Origin of the sequence: Paraburkholderia sp. BCC1886, assembly GCF_900996245.1 — a bacterium.
Classification (GTDB): Bacteria; Pseudomonadota; Gammaproteobacteria; order Burkholderiales; family Burkholderiaceae; genus Paraburkholderia.
On sequence record NZ_CAAJGK010000033.1, the window covers coordinates 56,259 to 80,918 of the forward strand.

Annotated in this window: 19 protein-coding genes; 10 read left to right on the forward strand and 9 right to left on the reverse strand. The window is 60.9% G+C overall.

What is annotated here, in order from left to right; all coding sequences use genetic code 11:
• Positions 1 to 41: 41 nt before the first annotated feature.
• Both FQ746_RS03040 and FQ746_RS34675 read right to left on the reverse strand, forming a co-directional pair.
• The gene (locus FQ746_RS03040) at positions 42 to 821 is read right to left on the reverse strand and encodes a helix-turn-helix domain-containing protein (RefSeq protein WP_144107429.1); all 780 of its coding nucleotides are present in this window, start codon (positions 819 to 821) and stop codon (positions 42 to 44) included.
• A gap of 36 nt (positions 822 to 857) precedes the next feature.
• Entirely contained in the window at positions 858 to 1,208 is a 351-nt protein-coding gene (locus FQ746_RS34675; protein WP_186310628.1) for a hypothetical protein, read from the reverse strand.
• Between FQ746_RS34675 and FQ746_RS03045 the strand changes: the two genes are divergently transcribed.
• A complete protein-coding gene (locus FQ746_RS03045) occupies positions 1,183 to 4,530 on the forward strand; it encodes a molybdopterin-dependent oxidoreductase (protein WP_260853866.1) in 3,348 nt (1,115 codons plus the stop codon). The genes FQ746_RS34675 and FQ746_RS03045 overlap by 26 nt on opposite strands.
• 58 nt (positions 4,531 to 4,588) lie before the next feature.
• On the opposite strand, the gene FQ746_RS03050 is transcribed toward FQ746_RS03045, so the two are convergent.
• Positions 4,589 to 5,962: a solute carrier family 23 protein gene (locus FQ746_RS03050; RefSeq protein WP_144107595.1), complete on the reverse strand. Its 1,374-nt coding sequence runs from the start codon at positions 5,960 to 5,962 to the stop codon at positions 4,589 to 4,591.
• A 258-nt stretch (positions 5,963 to 6,220) separates the two neighbouring features.
• Between FQ746_RS03050 and mdeB the strand changes: the two genes are divergently transcribed.
• On the forward strand, positions 6,221 to 8,944 hold the full coding sequence (gene mdeB, locus FQ746_RS03055) for an alpha-ketoglutarate dehydrogenase (RefSeq protein WP_144107433.1): 2,724 nt from the start codon (positions 6,221 to 6,223) through the stop codon (positions 8,942 to 8,944).
• Between the two features lie 113 nt (positions 8,945 to 9,057).
• Here the strand turns inward: mdeB and FQ746_RS03060 are convergent, their stop codons facing one another.
• On the reverse strand, positions 9,058 to 9,741 hold the full coding sequence (locus tag FQ746_RS03060; protein WP_144107435.1) for a nitroreductase: 684 nt from the start codon (positions 9,739 to 9,741) through the stop codon (positions 9,058 to 9,060).
• Positions 9,742 to 9,768: 27 nt separating this feature from the next.
• Positions 9,769 to 11,457, reverse strand: coding sequence for an AMP-binding protein (locus tag FQ746_RS03065; protein WP_144107437.1), 1,689 nt, complete (start codon positions 11,455 to 11,457; stop codon positions 9,769 to 9,771).
• Between the two features lie 315 nt (positions 11,458 to 11,772).
• Between FQ746_RS03065 and FQ746_RS03070 the strand changes: the two genes are divergently transcribed.
• The gene (locus FQ746_RS03070) at positions 11,773 to 12,456 is read left to right on the forward strand and encodes a TetR/AcrR family transcriptional regulator (RefSeq protein WP_144107439.1); all 684 of its coding nucleotides are present in this window, start codon (positions 11,773 to 11,775) and stop codon (positions 12,454 to 12,456) included.
• A 76-nt stretch (positions 12,457 to 12,532) separates the two neighbouring features.
• Here FQ746_RS03070 and FQ746_RS03075 read toward each other — a convergent pair whose 3' ends face one another.
• Positions 12,533 to 13,540: a LacI family DNA-binding transcriptional regulator gene (locus FQ746_RS03075; protein ID WP_144107441.1), complete on the reverse strand. Its 1,008-nt coding sequence runs from the start codon at positions 13,538 to 13,540 to the stop codon at positions 12,533 to 12,535.
• A gap of 371 nt (positions 13,541 to 13,911) precedes the next feature.
• On the opposite strand from FQ746_RS03075, the gene FQ746_RS03080 reads away from it, so the two are divergent.
• The 4 genes from FQ746_RS03080 to FQ746_RS03095 are packed head-to-tail and all read left to right on the forward strand — an operon-like array spanning position 13,912 to position 19,098.
• Positions 13,912 to 14,637, forward strand: a complete 726-nt coding sequence (locus FQ746_RS03080; protein WP_144107443.1) for a gluconate 2-dehydrogenase subunit 3 family protein — start codon at positions 13,912 to 13,914, stop codon at positions 14,635 to 14,637.
• Positions 14,638 to 14,680: 43 nt separating this feature from the next.
• Positions 14,681 to 16,453 carry a GMC family oxidoreductase gene (locus FQ746_RS03085; protein ID WP_144107445.1) on the forward strand — a complete coding sequence of 591 codons (1,773 nt, stop codon included), beginning with the start codon at positions 14,681 to 14,683 and terminating at the stop codon, positions 16,451 to 16,453.
• Between the two features lie 6 nt (positions 16,454 to 16,459).
• Positions 16,460 to 17,761, forward strand: a complete 1,302-nt coding sequence (locus FQ746_RS03090; protein WP_144107447.1) for a c-type cytochrome — start codon at positions 16,460 to 16,462, stop codon at positions 17,759 to 17,761.
• A gap of 17 nt (positions 17,762 to 17,778) precedes the next feature.
• Complete coding sequence (locus tag FQ746_RS03095; protein ID WP_144107449.1) at positions 17,779 to 19,098, forward strand: carbohydrate porin; 1,320 nt, start codon at positions 17,779 to 17,781, stop codon at positions 19,096 to 19,098.
• 14 nt (positions 19,099 to 19,112) lie between these two features.
• On the opposite strand, the gene FQ746_RS03100 is transcribed toward FQ746_RS03095, so the two are convergent.
• Complete coding sequence (locus FQ746_RS03100) at positions 19,113 to 19,562, reverse strand: winged helix-turn-helix transcriptional regulator (RefSeq protein WP_144107451.1); 450 nt, start codon at positions 19,560 to 19,562, stop codon at positions 19,113 to 19,115.
• Between the two features lie 60 nt (positions 19,563 to 19,622).
• Between FQ746_RS03100 and FQ746_RS03105 the strand changes: the two genes are divergently transcribed.
• The gene (locus FQ746_RS03105) at positions 19,623 to 20,441 is read left to right on the forward strand and encodes an SDR family oxidoreductase (RefSeq protein ID WP_260853867.1); all 819 of its coding nucleotides are present in this window, start codon (positions 19,623 to 19,625) and stop codon (positions 20,439 to 20,441) included.
• 59 nt (positions 20,442 to 20,500) lie between these two features.
• Positions 20,501 to 21,022, forward strand: a complete 522-nt coding sequence (locus FQ746_RS03110) for a DUF4232 domain-containing protein (protein ID WP_260853879.1) — start codon at positions 20,501 to 20,503, stop codon at positions 21,020 to 21,022.
• 43 nt (positions 21,023 to 21,065) lie between these two features.
• Here the strand turns inward: FQ746_RS03110 and FQ746_RS03115 are convergent, their stop codons facing one another.
• Positions 21,066 to 21,539 carry a hypothetical protein gene (locus FQ746_RS03115; RefSeq protein WP_144107455.1) on the reverse strand — a complete coding sequence of 158 codons (474 nt, stop codon included), beginning with the start codon at positions 21,537 to 21,539 and terminating at the stop codon, positions 21,066 to 21,068.
• Between the two features lie 913 nt (positions 21,540 to 22,452).
• Between FQ746_RS03115 and FQ746_RS03120 the strand changes: the two genes are divergently transcribed.
• Positions 22,453 to 23,622: a porin gene (locus FQ746_RS03120; protein WP_144107457.1), complete on the forward strand. Its 1,170-nt coding sequence runs from the start codon at positions 22,453 to 22,455 to the stop codon at positions 23,620 to 23,622.
• Between the two features lie 77 nt (positions 23,623 to 23,699).
• Here FQ746_RS03120 and FQ746_RS03125 read toward each other — a convergent pair whose 3' ends face one another.
• Complete coding sequence (locus tag FQ746_RS03125) at positions 23,700 to 24,629, reverse strand: LysR family transcriptional regulator (RefSeq protein ID WP_144107459.1); 930 nt, start codon at positions 24,627 to 24,629, stop codon at positions 23,700 to 23,702.
• Positions 24,630 to 24,660 lie beyond the last annotated feature (31 nt).

The window sequence follows — 24,660 nt, forward strand, 5'->3', positions numbered from 1 at the left end:
GAGGGCTTGATAGAGCTGCCTGCGCCGCGCCACGCGTCAACTCAATCGCCGGCCATGATTCCCGCTGCAAAGCGCGACGGCGTCGTCCCGGTCGCCGAGCGAAAGCCGGCCACGAATGCTGAAGGCGCGGCGTAGCCCAGCGTCGCGGCGACCTGCTTGACAGACAAGCCCGCCAGAATCAGCGCGGTGGTCTGCAGCACCAGTAGTTGCCTGCGCCATTCACGAAAACCTTGCCCGACCTCCGTGCGAAAGATCCGGTTCAACGTGCGCTCGCTCGCGCCCAGTTCTTCGCCCCAGTCCCTGAGCGTGCGGACGTCAGCCGGTTGATTGACCAGCCTGAACGCGATCGGCCGGGCGCGCCGGTCTTGCGGAAGCCGCACACCTTCGATCAGCAAACGCACTGCATCCACAAGCGGCCCGTCTTGCAAGGGCGACGGGAGCGCGCTCGCGCCCGCGTCGTTGCCGCTGCCATCGCCGACGCCCAAAGGCGCGCGACCGATCATTGCATGAGCGCGGGAAGCATCGTCGGGGACGCATAGCGTCTTTAGCGAAGAGTCGGTGATCGATGTCACGGTGTGCAGGCAGGCAGCGGGAATATATGCTGCAAAGCGCTGCGGCACGACGAGGCATCGTTCCTGAACGAAGACCGTGATTGCACCTTCCACCGGCTGCAGCCATTGCGCAAAGCCATGCGCATGCCAGCCGATCACCGTGCCATCCTCGAGCCTCTCGTCGAGCAGGATGCGCGGATCCTGCTCGCTCGGATTGACATCCCGCGAGGCGGATTCGATCACCTTCGGTTTGCGCCAGTCCGTGTGCATTATTCAACCTTGCGAAAGATCGCCCGACCTTTCGTGTCAGTGCTGTTCAAACGAGCCGAGTATAGATGAGCCGGAATTGCCCGGTGGCGACACGCTGTCCTGTGCATTCGATAGTTGGCGGGTTCTCGACATTCGCAACGGTTGCCGCCCGATGAGCGTGCTCACAGAATAGCGGACAGGCCTGTCCGGACAGAAGCCTGCGCTCGCCCGGATCATCCGGAGTTGCCACGAATCCGCCACCGGATTTTGCCAGCGGAATTCGCCAACTGAGCGCGCCACCGTATGTTCATCAGGAGTTTCGATGTCAGTCACACGCACGCCTGGATTCTGCGCGCTTTGCAAGTCCCGCTGCGGATCGGTGATGGTTACGGAAAACGGAAGATTCATCGCGCAGGAACCCAATCCCGATCATCCCACGGGTGCTGCATTGTGCGTAAAGGGACGCGCGGCACCAGAGATCGTGTACCGGCCGGAGCGCCAGTTGTATCCGCTGATGCGCACGCGACCCAAAGGCGACCCCGACCCGGGCTGGGTGCGCATCGGCTGGGACGAGGCGCTCGATCGCACTGCCGAAGCGATGAGCCGGATCAGAACGGAGTCGGGCGCGGAAGCCGTCGCCTTCAGCTGGACCACGCCAAGCGGCACGCCGATCTCGGACAACATCCATTGGATCGAGCGCTTCACGCATGGCTTCGGCACGCCGAACACCGCGTACGGCGTCGAGGTGTGCAACTGGCACAAGGACTTTGCGCACGCCTACACCTTCGGACGCTCGGTGGCCTCGCCGGACTTCGAGAATACGGGATGCGTAGTGCTGTGGGGACACAACCCGAGTGCGACCTGGCTCGATCACGCCACCGCAACCGGCTCGGCCGTCCAGCGCGGCGCGAAGCTCATCGTGGTCGACCCGCGTCGCGCCGGGTTTGCATCGCGTGCAGACCAATGGCTGCGTGTGCGGCCCGGGTCGGACGGCGCGCTGGCTCTCGGTCTTGCGCGCGAGATGATTTCGCGCGGCTGGTTCGACGAAGCCTTCATGACGAAGTGGAGCAACGGGCCACTGCTGGTGCGCACCGACACGATGCGCTTTCTGCGCGCCGACGAGCTCGAAGCACCCCTATCTAGCGGTGCAGAGGGCGAGAGGCTCGTCGCTCGCGCGGCCGACGGGACCATGATCGGCTATCGGCTTGCCGACAAAAGTTATTCCCAAGACCTGGCGCCGGTGCTCAGGCAGGTCGTAAACGTCCCGCTGCGTGCGGGCGGCACGGTAACGTGCAAAAGCGCTTTCGAGTTATACCGGGAGCTTTGCGAGGCTTACACGCCCGAGCGGGTCGCAGAACTCTGCTGGATTCGGCCGGAACAGATCAGCGCGTCAGCCCGCCTGCTCTATGAAGCACGTCCTGTTTGCTACTACGTTTGGACCGGCACCGGTCAGCATACCAACGCGACGCAGACCGACCGTGCCATTGCCACGCTCATGGCGCTCACGGGCAGCTTCGATGCGCCGGGTGGCAACGTAGAGTTTACCAAGCCGGGTGCGAACGGGGTGTCTGGCGCATCGCTACTAAGCGAGGCGCAGCGCGCCAAGTGCATCGAACTGGCGCATTCATCAGTGGGACCGGGCCGTAATGCATGGGTGAGCTCAGACTCGCTGTATCGGGCAATACTCGATGGCTCGCCATATCAGATTCGCGGCATGCTCGGCTTTGGCCGTAATTTTCTGGTCACGCATGGCAACGCTGGACGCGGCACGGAAGCCTTCAAAAAGCTGGAGTTCTACGCGCACGCCGACGTCGTGATGTCGCCAACCGCGACCATGGCGGATATTTTTCTGCCGGTCAACACGCCTTGGGAGCGGGACGCGCTGCGCATCGGATTCGAGGGGAGCCAGCGAGCCGAAAGCCGCGTGCAATTCCGCCAGGCCGCCATCGAAAGCCGTGGTGAAGCGCGCCCGGATGCCGACATCGTGTTCGATCTCGCAAGGCGGCTGGGCATGAGCGATCTGTTCTGGAATGGAGATATCGAAGCGGGCATGAATTACATGCTCGAGCCGCTGGGTTTGAATGTCGAAGCATTGCGCGGCACGCCGAACGGTATCGACCTGGGCCTCGCCGTGCGCTATCACAAGTATCGCGAGACGGGCTTCAAGACGCACACGGGAAAGATCGAAGTGTTCTCCGAAGTGCTGCGCGACGCAGGAGAGGCACCGTTGCCCGAATTCGTCGAGCCGGCCATGTCGCCCATGCGGCCCGGCAACGATGACTTTCCGCTGGTGCTTACCTCGGCGAAGGTCGTGCAGTTCTGCCATAGCCAACATCGGGATATTCCTTCGCTGCGCAAACGCTCGCCCGAGCCGGAAGTCCGGCTCCATCCCGACACGGCCAGCGAGCGTGGCATCGAAGATAATGCGCTGGTCGAGTTGCGCACGCATCTGGGCGCCGTGCGCATGCGCGCGAAGCTGGAGGCGTCGCTCGATCCGCGCGTGGTCTGGGCGCAATACGGATGGTGGTCCGGTGACAGCACCCTCGGCATGCCGGCAGACAACCCGTTCGCCGACAGCGGTGCCAATGTGAATCGTCTGATTTCGGATGAAGCGACCGATCCCATCAGCGGCTCGGTCGGGCACCGGTCGTATTTGTGCGAGGTGACGCCGGTCGTCATCGGTAACCCGCACGCGTGGACGGGCTGGCGCGACTTCGTCATCGAGGCGAGTACGCTGGCCGCCGAGGGCATCATGTCGTTCGTGCTGCATCCCGCAGATGGCAGGCCGCTCGCGCCGTTTCTCGGCGGCCAGCACGTCAATGTCCGTGCCACGCGTCCCGATGGGCGCCGTGAGGTGCGCTGCTATTCGCTGTCGGGAGCAGATAACGGCAGGTCGTATCGCATCTCCGTCAAGCTAACACGCGACGCCGGTGGCAACCCGGGACGTATGTCCGCGCTGCTGCATGGTTTCATTGTGGGTGGACGTGTCGAGTTGCAGGCGCCCAGGGGCGCATTCCATCTGCCGGTCGTGAGCGGCGCGCCCGACCTTGCGCGGCCTGTCGTGCTGGTCGCGGGCGGTATCGGCATTACGCCGCTTATCGCAATGCTTCATCAATTGCATGCGCAGCGCAGCGAGACGCCGGTGCGGCTCGTCTACGGCATACGCTCTGGCAAAGACCATGCTTTCCGCGACGAAATCGCCGTGCTGCGTGAAGCGATGCCTCATCTGGAGGTCGTTACTTTCTACAGCGGAGCCGTCGACGACGACCGGCTCGCTCACTCATTCGATCACGAAGGTCGTATTTCCGTCGAAGCATTGCTGAAAGGCCGCGGATGCGAGCAGGACTTCTTCCTGTGCGGTCCATCGGCGCTGATCGAATCGCTGACCGATGCATTGCGTAATGCCGGGGTGGCCAACGAGTGCATCCATCTCGAAGCGTTTGGGCCGTCGAGCCGGCGCAGCTCGGGCGGTCACCAGGTGCAGTCCGTGCACCTGTCGCGCAGCGGCAAGTCGTTCTTGTGGCAGCCGTCGGACGGCAGCCTGCTCGATCAGATGGAGCGGACAGGCGGCGAATTCCCGAGCGGTTGTCGCTCCGGACAGTGCGAAAGCTGCGCGATGAACGTGGTCGAAGGCGAGGTGTTGCATCCGGAAGGGTCGGCCCCGGTCGCGACGGGGCGTTGTCTGCCATGCGTCGCGATTCCGCTTTCCGCGCTGACGCTCGAAGCCTGAACTACAAAAGGCGCTGTTCGAAAGCCGCGCCTTTCATACATCGCATAGCGTATCGAACTCAGCGTTTGTCTACGGTGGCCCCGGCTTCGAATGCCGGAACATTTTCATGAAGCTGCACATGAGCCGTCGCTGGTTCGCCGCGTCCCGCCAGCAACTGAACGATGCCATTCAATGCGATGCCGCAGAACGTCGCGGTGCCGATTCCGCCGAGCGAAAACCCGAAGAAGGACAGGGTGAAGTCGCCGGTGCCCAGGATGAACACGGTCGCGGCAATCAGCAGGTTACGGTTCGAAGCAAGGTCGACCTTGTGAGCGATCCAGATGCGAACGCCGGCTACGGCGATGAGACCGAACACTACGATCGACACACCGCTCATGACGGCGGCGGGAATGGTGGTAATGATCGCGCCGAATTTGGGTGAGAAGCCGATCAGCGTCGCGACGAGGGCGGCGACCACGAACGTAAGCGACGAATAGATCTTTGAAACCGCCATGACGCCGATATTCTCTGCATAAGTCGTGACGCCGGTTCCGCCGACCGAGCCGGACAACATGGTCGCAAGTCCGTCGCCGAGAAACGCGCGTCCCGCGTACCGGTCGAGACTCCTGCCGGTGATAGCGCCAACGGCTTTCACGTGGCCGAGATTTTCCGCGACGAGGATGATGGCGATGGGTGCCATCATGAACGCGGCATGCGGCGTGAACGTCGGCGCTGCAAAATGGGGGAGACCTATCCAGTGGGCGCTGGCAACCGCGGAGAAATCGATGGGCGGGCCCCACGCGAGTCCATTCGTGACCAGCGCATAAAGGGCGTAGGCCGCGACCACACCGAACAGCAGCATGAGTCGCTGCGCCAAACCGCGTGCCCGCACCGACACGGCAGTGATGAGCACGATGGTGACGAACGCGAACGCGCCTTCGAAAAAGCTGTGATTGGCGCCTTTTACGGCGACGCCTGCAAGGTTGAGGCCGAGCACGGAGACGACCGCACCGGTGACCACGGGTGGCATCACACGCTCGATCCATGTCGTGCCGACTGACATCACGATCAACCCGATCAACGCATAGATTGCCCCGCACACGATAATGCCGCCCAGCGCCACCGGCAGCGACGGATTGTGTCCGTGCCCCGTGTAACCCGTTACCGCGACCACCGCACCGATAAAGGCGAAACTGGAACCAAGATAGCTCGGCACACGGCCGCCCACCGCGATGAAAAACACCAGTGTGCCGATGCCGGACATCAGGATCGCGACGTTGGGATCGAATCCCATGATGAGCGGGGCGATGACGGTCGCACCGAACATGGCGACAACGTGCTGCATGCCGATCGCAATGGTTTGGGGCCACGGCAGCCGTTCATCGGTGGCGATCGGCCGGTCTGGTAACGGGTGATCGATGCGTTCCCATTTCGGGAAGTAATTGCTGGACATCACGTGTCTCCTGCATCTGGCTAAAGGGGCACCGCGGCGCGTCGACGGCCGGACGGTGTGGGCCGACCCAATGTAAGAAGCCAAATTGCGGGTCACAATCGCGAAGCATGTCGAGTTTGCGACAGATTCGGCAAGCAATCTCGCAGGGCGTTGCTTGCGTGAACGGGATGCGGTGAATCCGCCTCCGCTCCCAAGGACCAGTATGATGAGGCACTGCGTGGTGTTCGCCGCAAGCGACTTTTCGTGTGGAGTAATGGCATGACTGATCTTTCCAGTGGCCTTCTCAAACTGCTGAATCTGCAGCCACAGCCCAATGACACCGATCCCCAGGAAACCGCCGAATGGCTGGAAGCGCTGGATGCGGTCGTCGCGCATGTCGGGCGCGAGCGCGCGCAGTTCCTGTTCGACCGGCTGGCGAGCCATGCGTTGACGCTCGGTGTCGAATCGGCCCGTACCAATGTCACGCCCTACCAGAACACGATCGGCTTCGAGCAGCAGCCGCGCTATCCGGGCAACCTCGAACTGGAAGAGCGCCTCGCCGCTGCACTGCGCTGGAACGCGCTGGCCATGGTCGTGCGCGCCAACAAGGCCTACGGCGAACTCGGTGGTCATATCGCGAGTTATGCGTCGGCGGCCGATCTGTTCGAAGTCGGCTTCAATCATTTCTTTCGTGCATCGGCACCCGGCGGCGAGGCGGGCACCGGCGACCTGGTGTACTTCCAGCCGCATTCGTCGCCCGGCGTGTATGCCCGGGCCTACCTCGAAGGGTTTCTGTCGGAAGAGAATCTGCGCAACTATCGGCGAGAGATCGGCGGCCCGGGACTGTGTTCGTATCCGCATCCATGGCTGATGCCGGACTTCTGGCAGTTTCCGACCGGCTCGATGGGTATTGGTCCGATCAACGCGATCTACCAGGCGCGCTTCATGAGGTACCTCTCGAACCGCGGACTCGTGCAAACGGAAGGCCGCAAGGTGTGGGGCTTTTTCGGCGATGGCGAGATGGACGAGCCGGAGTCGACCGGTGCGCTCTCGCTGGCCGCCCGCGAAGGGCTCGACAACCTGGTGTTCGTGATCAACTGCAACCTGCAGCGCCTCGACGGGCCGGTGCGTAGCAACGGCCGCATCATCGACGAACTGGAAGCGCACTTCACCGGCGCCGGCTGGAATGTGATCAAGGTCGTCTGGGGCTCGGACTGGGACGCGCTGTTTGCGCGCGATCGCACCGGCGCGTTGCTGCGCGCGTTCGCGCAAACGGTCGACGGGCAGTTCCAGACGTTCTCCGCCAACGACGGCGCCTATAACCGCGAACGTTTCTTCGGACAGAACCCGGAACTCGCGGCGCTGGCGGCCGGGTTGAGCGACGACGATATCGACCGCCTGCGCCGCGGCGGTCACGACGTGCGCAAGCTGCACGCGGCCTATGCCAAAGCGCTCGGCCATCGCGGTCAGCCCACCGTGGTGCTCGCGAAGACGATGAAGGGCTTCGGCATGGGCACCTCGGGGCAAGGCCGCATGACCACGCATCAGCAGAAGAAACTGGGCTTCGACGACCTGAAAGCGTTTCGCGACCGCTTCTGCCTGCCGCTTACCGATGCGGACGTCGAGCAGGTGAAGTTCTATAAGCCCGCGGACGACAGCCCCGAAATGCAATATCTGCACAGTCGCCGGGCCGCGCTCGGTGGCTATCTGCCCAGAAGACGGCAGGTGGCTTCACAGGGGCTGACGGTCCCGCCGCTGTCGTCATGGGGGCAATTCGCGCTCGAAGCGAACGGCCGTGAGATGTCGACGACCATGGCGCTCGTGCGCATGCTGACGGCGCTTCTCAAGGACGCCGGAATTGGATCGCGTGTGGTGCCCATCGTCGCCGACGAGGCGCGCACCTTCGGTATGGCGAACATGTTCCGGCAGGTCGGGATCTATTCGCCGCTCGGGCAGTTGTACGAGCCGGAAGATCTCGGCTCGATGCTGTATTACCGTGAGGACACGAAGGGCCAGATTCTGGAAGAAGGCATTTCGGAGGCAGGGGCGCTGTCGTCGTGGGTGGCGGCCGCCACGTCGTACAGCGTGCACGACCTGCCGATGCTGCCGTTCTACATCTACTACTCGATGTTCGGCTTCCAGCGCGTTGGCGATCTGATCTGGGCGGCGGCCGACCAGCGGGCGCGCGGGTTCCTGATCGGGGCGACCTCGGGCAAGACGACGCTCGGCGGCGAAGGGCTGCAGCATCAGGACGGCACGAGCCACCTTGCGGCATCGACGATTCCCAATTGCCGCGCCTACGATCCGGCGTTCGCGTACGAGCTTGCTGCCATCGTCGATGAAGGCATGCGCGAGATGGTCGAGCAGCAGCACGATGTGTTCTATTACGTCACCGTGATGAACGAGAACTACGCGCAACCTTCGGCTCCAGCGGGTGATGCGCAGGCGTTGCGCGAGGGCATCCTGAGAGGCATTTATCCGCTTGCCTTGCAGGCCCGCGAGAACGGGACGGACAGATTGCAACTGCTTGGCGCGGGTGCGATTCTCGGCGAGGTGATTGCCGCGCAGCAGATGCTGCGCGATGACTGGCAGATCGAAGCGGGTGTATGGAGCGTCACGAGCTTCACCGAATTGCAGCGTGACGGTATGGCGTGCGAGAGAAACGCGCGGCTTGGCGCACCCGGCGACGCGGCGTACGTCACGCAGGTTCTCGGCGCGACGGAGGGTCCGGTAATCGCGGCGACCGATTATGTTCGGGCCGTGCCGGAACTGATTCGCGCGTATGTACCGCGTCGTTATGTGACACTCGGCACGGATGGGTTCGGACGCAGCGATACGCGTCAGGCGTTGCGCGAGTTTTTCGAGGTGGACCGCAAGTCGATTGTCATTGCAGCGCTGAAGGCGCTGGTCGATGAGGGGGACATCGAGGCGAAGGTGCTCGAGGAAGCGCGCCGCAAGTATTTCGGCGGCGCGTCGGCGGGCAAGGCTTCGTGGACGTGCTGAAGCGGGCGGTTTGTCTTCGCCGCATCGCTCATCGCGAAGATGATGGCGTTCTTGCGAGCGTGGTCCGGATTACCGGCACCGTGTTCACATCGGGCGCCAGTCGTCAACCCGCTTCAATTTTCGTGGAAAACCGCAAACTCACGGGCCGGCACCCGTTCGGTCCGAAGGCTGTTTTCGATAGCCGAGCAGTCTTCATAGCCGACTGCCATGCCGGACAGAATGATCCGCTCTTCCGGGATACCGAGAATCTCGTGCACGATACCGCCGTATTCGCACCACGCCTGCTGCGGGCATGACGCGAGTCCGATCGCTTGCGCCGCGATCATCACGTTCTGCATGAACATGCCGCTGTCGAGCCAGGACCCTGCCAGCAGATAGCGATCCATCGTGAAGAACAGTCCCACCGGCGCGCCGAAGAAGGTGAAATTCCTGAGCATGGCCTCGTTTCTCGCGACGGTGTCGCCGCGGGCAATCCCGTACAACGCGTACAGATCGAAACCGACCTTGCGGCGGCGCGCCAGGTGAGTGTCGGTTAGCGTCGGCGGCATATACGCGTACTCGTCGCAACGTCGGCCTTCGCGAGCGGCCTCGAGTACGGCATGTGACAGCCTCGTTTTGGCCGCACCGGATACGACATGTACCTGCCACGGCTGGATGTTCGTGCCCGACGGCGCGCGAGCGGCGGTATCGAGCAGCGTCTCGATGGTCGCCCGCGGAACCTCCCTGTCGACGAACCGCCTGACCGAGCGGCGTTGGGAAATAGCTTCGAGTGCGAGCCTCGCGGAAATTCCATTCATGGTTCGATCGCGCGGTGAGAGGAAAAATCAATCGACAGTAGAACGCGCGGCCGTGTCGGATAACGCCTGCTTTCTTGCTTCGCGCAGCACGAAGCGTTGCACTTTTCCACTCGGCGTTTTTGGCAGCGCGTCGACGAAATGCACTCGACGGGGATACGCATGCGCCGCATAACGCGTCTTTACCCACTGCTGAATGTCTGCTTCCATCTCCGTCGAATTTGCGGAAAGCCGACGCAGTACGACGTAGGCTTCCAGCACTTCACCGCGGATTTTGTCGGGCACCGCGATAACCGCGCATTCGGCGACTGATGAATGCGCCGCAATCACGGACTCGACTTCGAATGGACCGATCCGGTAACCGGCCATGATGATGACGTCGTCCTCCCGCGACGAGAAAAAGAAGTATCCATCATCGTCGACACGACCCAGATCACCTGACAGATACCACTTGCCGCCGCCGGCAAATCGCTCCGCGCTTTTGGCGGGGTCGCCCTGATATCCCGCAAACCACGCCAGCGGACTCTCCTGCAGGTCGAAGGCCACGCGCCCGACTTCGCCGGTAGTGGCCAGAACGTCTTCATCGCGTTGCAACACGACGGCTTTCCATCCGGGCTGTGCGACGCCCATCGATCCGGCTTTAACAGGTCCGGCAACCCGTTTGTCGTGATGGTTGTTCACGAGCATGCCGGCTTCCGTTTGACCGTAGTGGTCGAACACCTGCACGCCGAGCGCATCGATCGCCCATTCGTTGACGTCGGGTGTCAGTGGTTCGCCCGCGCTGGATGCGCAGCGCAACGCCAGGCCGGCGGGCGGACGCTGGGGGGAACAGAGCAGGGACCTGTAGACCGTCGGCGCGGCGGCGAAGTTGGTGACCTGCTTCCCGGCGAGTACCCGATAAGTAAAGCCCGCGTCGAAGCCGGCCTTTAGCAGAACGCTGTGGACGCCGGTGCAAAGCGACGCGACGATGCCGAAATACAGCCCGTATGCCCAGCCTGGATCCGCAGCGCACCAGTAGACGTCGTCCTGAGCGAGACCGATGCCGAACTCTGCGTACGCGTGGAAAGCGGCGATCGCACGGATCGGTACGACGACGCCTTTCGGGCGACCGGTGGTGCCCGATGTGTAGATGTGGATGAAGGGGGCATCTCCGCCCAGAATGGCTGCAGGTACATGAGCGGTCTCGGTGTCCAGCACGGACTCGAAGCCGAGTGCCGCTGGGAAGTCGTGATCGCCCGCGTTTTCGCCAATCACGATGATCTGGCGCGCGGGCGTGTCCGGCGTCTGTTCCTCTGTGCGCAGCTTCGGCAGTTGCGAGACATCGCAGACAACCGCTTTCGCCTCGCTACCCAGCAGCCGCAGGGCGATTGCCGGCGTGGCGAACGCAGTGAAAAGGGGCACGTGAACCGCACCCAGTCGCCAGATACCCATCAACGCGACCAGAAACTCGCGACTCTTGCCTGCGAGCGTTGCCACACGATCGCCCGCGCCGATGCCCAGCGCCGCGAGACCGGCCGCGAATGCTTCGGAGTCGCGCTTGAGATCGCCGTAAGTCACTCGTTCGGTTTCAAACTCCGCGTTCACGATCTCGTACGCGACGCTTGCCGGGTCGTGACGGTCGCAAAGCAGCCACGCAAGGCTGGTCGTAGGGTCGCCATACTGTGCGCGCAGGGCGGAAATTCTTTCAGCAACGCTTACGTCGGCAGCACTGAGGTCCACATCTGTCTCCTGAAGTATTTTAGAAAAACGGTGGCGACCGCGTGAAGCGTTCGATATCGTTTAAGTAGAATTATTGTTCGGTTAAGGATATGAATCTTGTACTGCCCTGTCAAGCAGGCCGCTGTCAGTGTTAGTACCAGCACGTCATGGTAGATGTATCGCCCGGTCGCCTCGCGAGCCCGCGCAAGCCTCATGCAATAATGAGTGCCGCGGGGCGGCGGTCCGTTGTGTGTTGTTAGCCGCTCGTTGCTCAGTATCTGGCCGTTGCCCATGAAAAGCCTGGCGAAAGTGTGCCGATGAAGACCATGGATTGAAATGGAAGAACTCCCTACCGCCTCACGTGTGCGCTTACGACGTCGGGGGCCGGACAAGCATCCGCTGATTCTCTCCGCTGCCCGTAATCTGGTGGCCGAATCCGGATTCCGCGATGCGCAGATGTCATCGGTCGCCGATGCGGCAGGAATCGCCATTGGAACGCTCTACCGCTACTTTCCATCGAAGACCGATCTGATGGTCGAGGTCGTCAAGACGACTGCGCAGCGGGAAGTCGAGGTTGTCGCAGGCGTTGCGATGCAGGACGGCAGCGCGCGCGAGCGACTCGGCGCGGCGGCGTGGACCTTTGCGAACCGGGCACTTCGTGGTGGCCGGCTCGCCTATGCGCTGGTAGCCGAGCCCGTCGAGCCTGAAGTCGAGGCAGCCCGCCTCACGTATCACCGGGCACTCGCCCGTGTTTTTCGTACACTCATCGAGCAGGGCGTGACGGCTGGAGAGTTTCCCGCACAGGACGCCGGCTCGGCGGCGGATTGTATTGTCGGCTGTCTGTTCGAAGGACTCATGGCGCCGCTGACCAGTGACGTTCAGGGCGGCGCGGCGATGACGGCACACGCCACCGCCATCATCACTTTCTGCCTGCGCGGGGTGTCCGGAAGCGTCGAGGCGTATCGACCCGCCGACGCGGGGTCACCTGCTCGTCCCACACAGGCTCGCCGCCGTAAATAGAACAGTGGTTCGTTTAATAATCGGCGCGATCAGGGCGGTTGGAGCACCACACTAAAAAAGAACGACACAGGCGGTATCACCGGCGGCCGACGCGCGGCGCGACCGAGCGGCGCAGTACGAGCGAAACGGGCATGAGTATCTTGCGCACGACGGGCGGTGATTCAAATGCCAGCATGCGCAGCGACGTGACGGCCTCGCGGGCCGCATCGTCGGTGTTCTGCCGGATCGTCGACAGGGAGATCGTTTCGCTGGCGGCTTCTTCGATATCGTCGAAGCCGATGATCGATACATCTTCCGGAACGCGATATCCGAGGCCATGCAACCGGTCCATCGCGCCCATGGCGACCGCGTCGTTCGCAGCGAATAGGGCAGTCGGCTTCGTGGTACCGGCCATCAACGCCTCGGCGCCAAGGCGTCCGGTCACGCGGTCATGGGCGCCGAGATAAACATTCGGCTTCAGGCCCGCTGCAAGCATGGCTTCTTTATAGGCTGTGGTGCGTTCTTTGGCCGCGATCTCTTCGCTGCCGCCAATGTGTGCGATGCGGCGATGACCCAACGCGATGAGATGTTCGACGGCCTGTTTGACACCGCTTTCGTTATCGACATCGACCGTCGCGACGTGTTTTTCCGCGCCGCCCCGACCGAGAAAGACGCAGGGCAGTTGTTGGGCGATCTGTCCCATTGCGCGGGTTTTGCGCGGCGTGCCGATAAAAATGGCACCCCCCATGCGGATGCGTAGCAATCGGGACGCTTCGGCCGTCGCAGCGCGGTCGTCGGTGGCACGCAGGGAGATAACCGATTCGAAGCCGCTTCGTTCGAGCGCCTGATCGACCGAGATTGCCATCTGCAGATGGAATGGATTGAGCGGTTCACCCACGACGATGCCAACGGTACTGGACTGCGCCGAGACGAGCATTTGCGCAGCAATGTTAGGCCGGTAACCGAGCGATTCAGCAGCGGCTTTTACCCGGGCACGCATGTCCGGGTTGACGCCGGGGTCGCCTCTTAGCGCACGCGAGACGTGAGAGGTCGAGGTTCCCGCCGCCTGAGCGACATCTTTCAACGTGGCAAAGCGTGTTTCCACGGCGCCTCCTGGTGCTTCCCTGACGTGGATTCAGCGTGGCGCGAGATCGCAGCTCGTCAGAACCACGCTGTCTAAAAAACTTTGGATCATAACCGGAAACAGGCACATTACGAGCATGAAAGGAATGCGGCAAATTGACATCGAGCGAAAGTGTTATTAAGCTTCGGCTGCGCTGGATGCCGTTCGATCGGCACGACGCGGAACAATCAGCCCGGCTAAGTCGGGCCATTTTTTCGAAATTGTATGGGAACGTTCCCGGTTTTTCGATAGCTTGACGATCGCAGGATTGCGCAGAAAAGCACATCTCTTGTCGATTAAAACCGGGAGCGTTCCCGGGAATTAAAAAGCTGTCCCCTTGTACGAGAGAAGCGATGAAACGACGTGCTGTCATCAAAGCAGGACTTGCATTAATCGTCACCACGACCGCTGCGTCCATCTACCGGCCGGCGGGCGCCGCGGTTCGCGCATTCGTCGGCGGAGCGAAGTGGATTGCGAAAGAAATTGCCCCGCCCACGCCGGTCGATCCGAAGGTGCGGGTTTTTCTGAGCGAGCGGGAAGTCCAGCAGGTGACGGCCATTTTCGACCGGCTGATTCCGGCCGACGATCTGAGCATCAGCGCGTCCGAAGCCGGCTGCGTCGTATTCCTCGATTATCAGTTGGCTGGCGACTACGGCAAGGCCGAGTGGAAATATCTGAGCGGGCCGTTTCATCCCGGCACACCGCAGCAGGGCAGTCAAAGTTCTCTGACGCCGGCGCAGCTCTACCGCAAGGGGCTCGCGGAGATCGACGCCTATACGCGCAAGTCTCTTGGCAAGCCGTTCGAAGCGTTATCAGCGGATCAGCAGGATCACTTCCTCGAACAGATGGAAGCCGGCAAGGTTCCGCTCACGACGGCGTCTTCGGACTCCCTGTTCAAACAGTTCCTGACGAACGTGCAGGAAGGCTTTCTGGCAGATCCCATTTACGGCGGCAATAAAGACATGGTCGGCTGGAAGATGATTGGTTTCCCGGGCGCGCGCTACGACTATCGCGACTATGTCCAGATGAAGGGCAAGCGTATCGATATCCAGCCTGTCAGTATCGTCGGCCGCCTGTGAACCCGGTCTATCAGAACAAACTCACTACACGGAATTTCGCGGGATGAATTACACAAGACCGAAAGCCGACGCGGTCATCGTCGGCATGGGCTGGGCAGGTTCCCTGATGGCAGAAGAGCTGACGCGCGCAGGTCTGAACGTCGTTGCCATCGAACGCTTCTCGTGGGAAACCGTGCAATCGAGTTTTTCGCCGAACATCGTCGCCGACGAACTGCGTTATGGCATACGCCGTGGTGCATTACGCAAGCCCAGCGAGCTGACCAATACGTTTCGCAACAACCGTAGTCAGACGGCGCTCCCGGGGCGCGACTGGAGCATCTGGGTGACCGGCAATAGCGTCGGCGGTGCGGGCAAGCACTGGGCGGCGAACGCATGGCGCTACAACCCGTCCGACTTCCAGATGGCGACTCGCGTCAGGCAGCGCTATCCGAAGATGAAACTTGCGGACGGGCTGATTCTGCAGGATTGGGGCGTCACGTACGACGAGCTCGAGCCGCACTTCGACCGCTGGGAGAAGATTGCCGGGGTGGGCGGTAAGGCGGGTGTGCTCAACGGCAAGGTGCAGGCGGGCGGTAACCCGTTCGAGGGCAACCGGACCAGCGAATATCCGACGCCGCCGCTCGTACGTTCGCACTGGAACGACATTTTCCACAAGACCACCGAGAAGATGGGCTATCACCCGTTTCCCATCCCGGCTGGAACGGCGGGTGCGGCCTATACGAATCCGCTCGGCATCAACATGGCGCCGTGTACGTATTGCGGGTTCTGCGGTTTCTATGGCTGCGGTAACTGGTCCAAGTCGTCGCCGAATGCCTGCGTCATTCCTGCGTTGATGACGCGACCCAACTTCACGCTGCTCACCGAATGCATGGTATTGCGCGCCGAGAAATCGGCCGACGGCAAGACCGCAACGGGCGTGACGTTCCAGGATTCCGATGGCAACACGGGATTCCAGCCGGCAGACATCGTCGTCTTCGCCGCGTTCCAGATGGACAACGTGCGTCTGTTGCTCCTGTCGAAGATGGGCAAACCGTACGACCCCGTCACGCGTACCGGCGTGGTGGGCCGCGCCTACAACTTCCAGACGATGTCGATGGGCTTTCTCTACTTCCAGAATGAGTGGATGAATCCGTTTATCTCGACGGGCGCACTCTCGACGCAGATCGACGATTTCAACGGCGATAACTTCGACCATACGAACCTCGGTTTCCTGGGCGGCGCCGGCATTCAGGCGCTCTCCGATCAGGCCACGCCGATCAGCATGACGGACCGGCTGCCTGCCGGCACGAAGCAGTGGGGCTCGAAATGGAAGCACGCTTTCAAGGAGAGCTTTCAGAACTACGCGAAGATTCAGGGGCAAGGCACTTCGTACTCGCACGCCGAGTCCTATCTGTCGCTCGATCCCACGTACAAGGATAAATACGGTCAGCCGCTGTTGCAGATCACGTTCGATTACAACGAAAACGATCGGCGCATGGCGCGTTTCGTTCGCGACCGTATCGATGAGATTTCACGCGCCAGCGGTGCGAAATCGTGGGAAGCCGTGGCTTTCCCGGACGAGCCCAATTCGCCTTTCCGTGCGTATGACAGTGGCCACACCATCGGCGGCGCCGTGATGGGCCTCGACCCGGCGACCTCGGTACTCAACCGTTACCAGCAGCACTGGGACGTACACAACCTGTTCGTGATCGGCGCCTCGGCCTATCCGAACAATGCAGGCTACAACCCGACCGGGACCTTGTCTGCCCTGACCTTGTGGACCGCAAAGGCCATTGTCAACGACTACCTGCATCAACCCGGTTCGCTGGTTCGATAAATAGCCATGAATAAATCGATCAAAACAATTGGCGCGACAGTGATCGGCCTGGCTGTCGCCGGCGCGGTGGTGTACGCCGCGGGCGTGGAATACGACCTGAACCGTCCCGCGCGGATGGAGTCGGCAATGGCGCCCGAGGGTACCGTCGAAGCGCAGATCGCGCGCGGCAAGTACGTGGCATTTGCCGCGGACTGCGCGGCGTGCCACACCAGCAAAGGCGGCGGCGCACCTTTTGCGGGCGGCTATTCACTTGAGACGCCGTTCGGCACGATCCTCTCGTCGAACATCACGTCCGATAAAGAGACCGGAATCGGCAACTGGTCGCTGGAACAGTTCGACCGTGCGGTGCGTCACGGCAAGGGCTCGCATGGATACCTCTATCCGGCCATGCCATATACGGCCTACGCATCGATGTCCGATGGGGACATCCGCGATTTATGGGCTTATGTGAAGACGATTGCACCGGTCTCGCATCCGGTCGTCGAGAACCAGTTGCCGTTTCCCTACAATCAGCGCTGGTTGCTGGGCGGCTGGAATGCGCTGTTCTTCCACGCACAGCCCTTCAAGGCCGATGACACCAAAAGCGTCGAATATAACCGTGGTGCGTATCTGGTCGAAGGAGCAGGTCACTGCGCGGCCTGTCATACCGGCAAGAACTTCCTTGGCGGCGATTCGTCCGCGTTTCTGCAAGGGGGCTCGCTGTCCGGCTGGTATGCGCCGGACCTGACGCCGAACCCGCATGTCGGTCTCGGCACCTGGAGCATCGACGACATCGTCGGCTATCTGCAAACCGGTTCGAATGAGAAGACCGTGTCGTCGGGTCCTATGACAGAAGCGATCGAGAACTCCACACAACATCTGAACCCGTCGGACCTGCGTGCAATTGCGGTATTCCTGAAAGGACAGAAGCCCTCTCCGTCCGTACCGCCTTCGACGCTATCGGCCGACGACGAGTCGATGCAACTGGGAAAACGGGTCTTCGAAAGCCAGTGTATTGCGTGTCACGCGTCGAACGGCACCGGCGTGCGCCGCATGATTCCCGCTTTGGCCGGCAACGCCGCGGTCAATTCGAATGACCCGGCTTCGCTGCTTCAGGTCGTGCTTAAAGGCGAGGAAGCACCGATGACAGCAGGCAATCCGACCGCAGCCGGCATGCCGCGTTTCGACTGGAAATTGTCCGATGACGAGATTGCTTCGGTCCTGACCTACGTTCGCAATTCCTGGGGCAATGGGGCGCCGGCGGTGTCGGCAAAATCAGTTGCGACGGTTCGTGCATCGGAAGGCGCAAAAGCATGGCTGGGTAAGTAAGGAAAAAAATCGGGGCTATGAAAATCCAATATAAAAGCATCGCGCTAATTGCGTCCACCTTGTGCTGTTCTTCGCTTGCCTGCACGGCGTCCGCCGAGACGCTGCTCGACGGGTTGCGCACGAGTCCGCATCTGCTCGGAGACTGGGACGGCGAGCGCGGCGCGCTGGCGCAAAAAGGCATCGACTTCGACCTGAGCTATACCAACGAAGCGGCTCACAACGTCAAAGGCGGCGACCAACGTCTGACGCGAGCCGCACAGCAGGTTGCCGTGGGCGTCACCGCGGACCTCGACAAGTTGTGGGGAATCCACAATACGTCGTTTCACTTCGTGATGACGGATCGTTTCGGCCGCAGCGTCGACGCCGATGCGCATCTGGGCACCAGCCAGCAAACGCAGGAAATCTACGGTCGCAATCAGACCGTCTGGCTTACCAAGCTCACACTCGACCGCACGTTCTTCGACAACCGGCTGTTGCTTTCAGTGGGTCGCGACAGCGAAGGTGCCGCATTCGATTACACCGATTGCAACTTCATGACGCTGGCATTGTGCGGCCCACAGGTTCCGAACCTCTATGGCAACTACTTCATGAGTTGGCCCGGCAGTGTGTGGATGGGGCGCGCAAAGCTGCAAACGAGCGGGCAGACCTATTTACAGACGGGCGTGTACCAGCAGAGTCCGAGGTATTACGACAGCGGCTGGGAGCGCAGCAATGCGTGGGCGCCGACGAGTCCCGGCGGTACCAATGGGGTCGTCGTCCCGCTTGAATTCGGCTGGACCCCAAAGATCGGCGGACAACCGGGCGCGTATCGACTGGGCTTCGTGTATAACACCGGCGGTCAGCCTGACATCCTGACGGACATCAACGGAAACCGGCGTGCGGTAACCGGCCTCGCGGGCATGGAGTCGACGAAGAGCTACTCCGGATACTTTTCGGTGACGCAGAAGCTGACGGGCGAGGGCGATGCGGGTTGGACCGTCAATCTGCGCCTGCTGGCAGGCGACAAGCAGACTTCGGTTCTCGACCGCCAGATGACGCTCGGCTTCGAGTATGCCGAGCCGTTCAAGCGGGTAGGTGACCGGTTCGGAGTCGGCGTAGCCATGACCCACACCAGCAGCCGGGAGGCAATGTATCAGGCTGAATACAACACGCTCCACCCAGGCGACGTGACGTACGTCGGGAATGGATACGAGACGGCGTATGAGGTTTTCTATAGCTGGAACGTGATTCCATCCATCAGTCTGCAACCGGATCTGCAATACATCTCGCATCCGGGTGGCACGACGAAGAACAGCAATGTCTTTATTGTTGGGCTGAAGACGACCGTTCAGTTCTAATCAGGTTGTCCGATTCAGGACTTCGATGTGGCCTCCTGAAGCGGCGGGTCGAAGTCCCGCCGCGCCTTTTCTACCGCATCGAGATTGTTGGCGGCCCACACCCATACTCCGCAAAACGCGGCGCCCAATGTAATGCCCAAGTCGGTGAGCCGGTATTCGACCTTAGGTGGGACCACGGGATAGACCGTGCGGATGATCAGACCGTCACGCTCCATCGCGCGAAGCGTCTGGGTGAGCATCTTCTGGCTGATCCCTTCAACCCGCTCGGCCAGCCGGCTGAAACGGAGCGGCGACGTTTCCGCGAGTACGTCGAGAATCAGCATCGTCCATTTATCCGCAATGCGGCCGATCAGGTCCCGCACTAACGACGCGATTCGTGGATCGAGATCGACGGGCGGCGTGAGGCTCGCGTAGTACTGCGCGGCGGCAATCTGTTCCTTGGTGAATTCGGGGATTCGCTCCATGTTCACACTCTCCTTTTGGTGCGTATCAAACTTTCCGGTGCCTTCTTCCCTTCAGGAAGTATGCCGGTCAAACTGCGCGCACGCTCAAAAAATTTGGAGTTGATCATGAAGATGACTGGCAGAACCGTATTGATTACAGGCGGCACTAGCGGGATTGGCCTTGAGTTGGCGCGGCAACTTATTGCCCGGAGCAACACGGTGATCGTGACGGGTCGCAATCCTGAAAGACTGAAAGCGGCACAGCAGATCGTGCCGGGACTTCACGCATTTCAGAGCGATGTCACTAATCCGGACGATATCGAGTCCTTGTACAACACCCTGTCGGAGCAGTTTCCTGCGTTAGATACGTTGGTGAATAACGCGGGAGCGATGCGCAATATAAAACTGGACCGGCGCTACCAATTGAGTGATCTGACCGCGGAAGTCGATGGAAATCTGAAGGGGCCCATGTGGATGGTCCAGACCTTTCTGCCCTTGCTTCTGAAGCAGAAAGACAGCCTCATTGTGAACGTCTCGTCTGGCCTCGCGTTCATTCCTTTTCCAGCGGCTCCTGTCTATAGTGCGTCGAAGGCCGCGCTTCACGCCTATACGCAGTGCCTGCGCGCGCAACTTGAGGGCAGCTGTGTGTCGGTCGTCGAACTGGCACCTCCGGGCACCGAGACGCCGCTCTTTCGCGGCGAATTCGCCGAAGAGATGAAAGGCGAGAAGGGCATGAGTGTCGGCGTGCTCGCGAAGCGCGCTATCGCGAGTATCGAAGCCGGGAAATCCGAAATCCGGCCTGGCGTGAGCAATGTGCTAAAAATAGCTAGCCGCGTTGCTCCGCACTTCATGCTGCGGCAAATGGTCAAACTCGGACGGCCAAAACCCTCTGGTGTTTGAAAAGGATTGCAGTCGCGAGTTGGCCGACGTGCAGTCAATCGAAAAAAGAAGGGAACGTGATGCAGAGATTCGCGCTGCTGGTTGTGATGCTGCTCGGCAGTCAGTCAATTTCGTTTGCGGCTGCACCGGTCGCACCACCCGTGTGCCGCGCGTCCCAACTGCGCCTGTCGCTGGACGGACGTGACGGAGAGTTCAACGGCATGTCGCATTCGGGGGTGGAGCTTTCGATCCGGAACGTGGGACCGGACTGCAGGTTGTCCGCGCTGCCGACCATCCAGTTCCGGGATGCGAAAGGTCGGGTACTTGCGGCCGCGCGACGTCCTCCCGCAGGTATGCATCCCGGGCCGGTCATGGTGCCGGTACGCCTGGGTGGCGGGCATCGTGGGGTGATCGATTTGCGCTGGGTCTCGGGTCCGGTTTTTCCTGGAAGCCGCAGCGTGCGTGCTGCAACCGTCGTGATACGGATCGGGACTGGAACCCTACGTGCACCTTTGGCTGCGGAGCTTTACGGCGCAACGGGTCAGCCGGTCGCGTTCGAGCAACAACCGTTGCATGCGGTAGAGGGAATGGCGGCTGACTGAACGTGTTGGGGTGTTCGAAGTTCCAGCCGCTATCTTGATCGTCCTATTTCGCGGCACCCACGAGCTGGAAGGCATCGTATTTCGGATCGATAGGGGTGTGGGGCATATGCGTCAACGCTTCTTCGACGAGTGGCTCACATGCACCGTAGTCCGAGCCTACGCTGTCGCTATGTGCCTGCGGAAAGTTAATCGATTCGACCTTGCCGCCCCAACGGTCGATGGTCGCGGTCATGCTGCACTTGCCGGCACCGCCCACCTTCAGATCGAGTACGAGCACATTCAGATCCAGTGCGGCATCGGAGTTCGAGAAATTCCACTGCGCCGTCATGCGGTCGGCCGGACCACCCGCGCTGACCAGCTTCATCGTCTTATCCGGTACGCCGACAGCCTGCACGAGATCGAGAACGTTCGAGCCGACCAGCGCGCCGGAATCCCTGCGGGCTTCGTGTGTGCGATAGGCGGCGCAGCCGGTGAGCGACACGATCGATACGAGACAAACAAGGGATGTCATACGCATGTAAGGGTTCCTTTGAAGATTGGGACACGCGGGGTGCGGTTGACGGGACAAACGCAAGCCGGGGTCGCAAATGCCGTGCCGCACCAAAACGAGGAAGTAGGTATTGCGCGTAGGCAGTGAATAGGGCCGGGTACGTCGGTGGGAATCAGCGGAGTATGAGCGGCTGCATGACGCCATCAGTAAGCGCATAGGGCGGTTTGGGCAAGCACGCGTGAGGTGACTGGCTCATTTATCAGGCGGTCGAACTCGGCGCCATTTTCGTCGACTGCATGCCAGAGCAGACACGGTACGTTGCGCGATGTGAGGAACATCTTTTCAAAATGCACCAATGCGTTACGGCTTTCATCGAGTAAGCGAACTCCTTACTGGATGTTTCGCTGAGCATTCGATTTGTTTGAAGACGCGTGATAGATTTTATCTGCCTGACTACGCGATCGGAGCCGGAAAGCAGGCGTTGAAAACTGCGTCGGAAAGTCTTTCGAATTTATCAAAGTCGATTGTCGGAGTTCTTTCAAAAGACGCCGACTCGAACGGCCCGCCAGATGAATAATGAAAGGTGACCGTCGAGATAAGTTGCAAGTACAGCGACAATGATGAACTCGAACCCGCCGCCAGACCGTCAGTCGGCAATCGAGATGAAGATTACTGCGGTCCGTCCCCCTGTTTCGCCGAAAGCGGAATCAATATGGGATTCAACTTATCTGTATCACCATATATTTCTTGATGAATATTTACCGGGGGATTACGCAGAGAAAAAGTTTGTGGTCCATCGGCAACAGCCCACCGGCGATAGCAGCGGGAATGAGTGGCGTGCTCATTAGATTTTGATATTGTCTCGACACTCCTGGCTGTCTGAAAAGGCCCGCGCTGAACCAGGAAGTCAGGACGTCAACTAATAATCGGAGATCAATTCATGAAAAAGTCGCTCCTCGCTTTCGCGGCGCTGAGTACTTTCGCCGGTATCGCCCATGCTCAGAGCAACGTGACTCTTTACGGGATCATTGACGAGGGTGTCAACGTCATTACAAATTCAGGTGGGAAGCATCTCTACAATCTTTCGAGCGGAGAACTTCAGGGTTCACGCTGGGGCGTGCGCGGTACCGAAGATCTCGGCGGCGGTCTGAAGGCAATCTTCGATCTGGAAAACGGCTTCGACGTGAATAGCGGCAAGCTCGGTCAAGGCGGCCTGATGTTCGGCCGGCAGGCTTTCGTTGGTCTGTCGAGTCAGTTCGGGGCGGTCACTCTTGGTCGGCAATACGACTCGGTGGTCGACTACCTGGGTCCGCTGGAAGTCGGCGATCAGTGGGGTGGTTATATCGCCGCTCACCCGGGAGACCTGGACAACTTCAACAACGCGTACCGCACCAACAACACGGTCAAGTACACCAGCGCGAACTATAACGGCCTGACTTTTGGCGGCACCTACAGCTTCGGCGGAATCGCGGGCAATCTCACATCCAACCAGATCTGGTCGTTGGGTGCGAGCTATAACAACGGTCCTCTTATTCTCGGCGCAGCGTATTTGAATGCACGCACTCCTTCTGCTTCGGGTGGGCTGTTCAATAACGGCGGTACGGTCGCAACGGCTTCGACGGCAGTCACGACATCGATCTACAGCGGCTTCGCTTCGGCGAATACTTATCAGGTGATCGGCGGCGGCGGCGCGTACACCTTCGGTGCGGCAACGATCGGTGCGACGTACTCGAATATCCGCTTCGACGATCTCGGCGCAACTTCCGCCTCGCCGTTCAAGGGGCAATCGGTATCGTTCAACAACGCGGAAGTCAACTTCAAGTATCAGTTGACCCCGGCCTTCCTGGTTGGCGTCGCGTACGATTACACGCGCGGTGCGCAGATCAACGGTGCTTCGCGCGCCCAGTATCACCAGGGTGCGGTGGGCGTCGATTACTTCCTGTCCAAGCGTACCGATGTCTATGTGACGGGGGTGTACCAGCATGCACTCGGCGATACGTTGAATGCAGCGGGTCAGACTGTCGATGCAACGGCTAACATCAATCAGCTGAGCCCGTCGTCGAATCAGAACCAGTTCACCGCTCGTATTGGGATTCGCACGAAGTTCTGACTTTTGGGTTAGTCAAGGCAGGTCAGGGGCGCCGTTATCGTTTGTCGAACGGCGCCTTTTCTTTTGATAGCGGACCTCTAGCCGGGCTCACGCAATACTGTCGGATCAAACGGCGCCATCCGGCGCAGCGCGAGGCGGAAGTCTCGCGCAATCGGCGAAAGCGCCACATCTCGCCGGCGAATCAGACCGATAGTTCGCGCCACCGTCGGCCCGACCAGCGGCCGGATCGCAATACGGCTATTCGCATCGCGCGGCACCGCGCAGCGCGGAATGATGGAAATGCCCAGACCGGCTTCCACCAGTCCGAGCGAGGTGGTCAGATGCTCGATCTCGATCAGCCGGTCGGGACGCCAGTCGATATCTCTGAGCGCGGCGTCGAGCATGCGACGATTACCGCTCGACGTCCCCGAGACGATTAGCGGCCACGGACGCAATTCCGGCCAGCTCACATGCGCGTTTGCGGCGAGCGGGTGATCGGCGGGACACGCGAGGACGTAAGGATCGACAAGCAATTCGTCGAGGGCGAGTTCCGGTGAGTCGTTCACGAGGAACGCGATACCGAACTCGGCATCGCCATTCGTGACACGTTGCACGACCGTCGCGAGGTCTGCTTCGATGAGCCTGAGCCGGACCTCGGGCCGCCGCCTGTGATAACTGCCGACGATTTTCGGCAACATGAACTTGGCTACCGTCGGAATGCACGCGATGGTCAGTTGCCCCGTCCGGATTCGCGTCGCCGCGCTAACGACCTCGAGTGCCGCCTCGAGATCGCGCAGCACAGCTTGCGCGCGCGGCAATAACAGGTCTCCGGAAGCGGTGAGCGCGACACTGCGCGTGGTGCGCTCGAACAGCATCACATCGAGCGAGTCTTCGAGCCGCTTGATGCGTCGCGTCAATGCCGACGCAGACACGCTCAGTTCAATCGCGGCGTCGTTGAACGACACATGTGATGCGACGGCCACGAATGCCCGCAACAGGTCGAGATCGACACTGGCAAAACGGCTCATCGGCGCTCCTCCCACTCTTGCACATGCCGCA

Excerpts from the sequence above, each read along its gene's own strand:
- FQ746_RS03070 (WP_144107439.1), top strand. The coding sequence starts at position 11,773 with ATGGAAGAACTCCCTACCGCCTCACGTGTGCGCTTACGACGTCGGGGG.
- FQ746_RS03095 (WP_144107449.1), top strand. The coding sequence starts at position 17,779 with ATGAAAATCCAATATAAAAGCATCGCGCTAATTGCGTCCACCTTGTGC.
- FQ746_RS03060 (WP_144107435.1), bottom strand. The coding sequence starts at position 9,741 with ATGAATGGAATTTCCGCGAGGCTCGCACTCGAAGCTATTTCCCAACGC.
- FQ746_RS03125 (WP_144107459.1), bottom strand. The coding sequence starts at position 24,629 with ATGAGCCGTTTTGCCAGTGTCGATCTCGACCTGTTGCGGGCATTCGTG.
- FQ746_RS03115 (WP_144107455.1), bottom strand. The coding sequence starts at position 21,539 with ATGCGTATGACATCCCTTGTTTGTCTCGTATCGATCGTGTCGCTCACC.
- FQ746_RS34675 (WP_186310628.1), bottom strand. The coding sequence starts at position 1,208 with ATGAATCTTCCGTTTTCCGTAACCATCACCGATCCGCAGCGGGACTTG.
- mdeB (WP_144107433.1), top strand. The coding sequence starts at position 6,221 with ATGACTGATCTTTCCAGTGGCCTTCTCAAACTGCTGAATCTGCAGCCA.
- FQ746_RS03120 (WP_144107457.1), top strand. The coding sequence starts at position 22,453 with ATGAAAAAGTCGCTCCTCGCTTTCGCGGCGCTGAGTACTTTCGCCGGT.
- FQ746_RS03085 (WP_144107445.1), top strand. The coding sequence starts at position 14,681 with ATGAATTACACAAGACCGAAAGCCGACGCGGTCATCGTCGGCATGGGC.
- FQ746_RS03045 (WP_260853866.1), top strand. The coding sequence starts at position 1,183 with ATGGTTACGGAAAACGGAAGATTCATCGCGCAGGAACCCAATCCCGAT.
- FQ746_RS03090 (WP_144107447.1), top strand. The coding sequence starts at position 16,460 with ATGAATAAATCGATCAAAACAATTGGCGCGACAGTGATCGGCCTGGCT.
- FQ746_RS03080 (WP_144107443.1), top strand. The coding sequence starts at position 13,912 with ATGAAACGACGTGCTGTCATCAAAGCAGGACTTGCATTAATCGTCACC.
- FQ746_RS03105 (WP_260853867.1), top strand. The coding sequence starts at position 19,623 with ATGCCGGTCAAACTGCGCGCACGCTCAAAAAATTTGGAGTTGATCATG.
- FQ746_RS03040 (WP_144107429.1), bottom strand. The coding sequence starts at position 821 with ATGCACACGGACTGGCGCAAACCGAAGGTGATCGAATCCGCCTCGCGG.
- FQ746_RS03110 (WP_260853879.1), top strand. The coding sequence starts at position 20,501 with ATGCAGAGATTCGCGCTGCTGGTTGTGATGCTGCTCGGCAGTCAGTCA.
- FQ746_RS03050 (WP_144107595.1), bottom strand. The coding sequence starts at position 5,962 with ATGTCCAGCAATTACTTCCCGAAATGGGAACGCATCGATCACCCGTTA.
- FQ746_RS03100 (WP_144107451.1), bottom strand. The coding sequence starts at position 19,562 with ATGGAGCGAATCCCCGAATTCACCAAGGAACAGATTGCCGCCGCGCAG.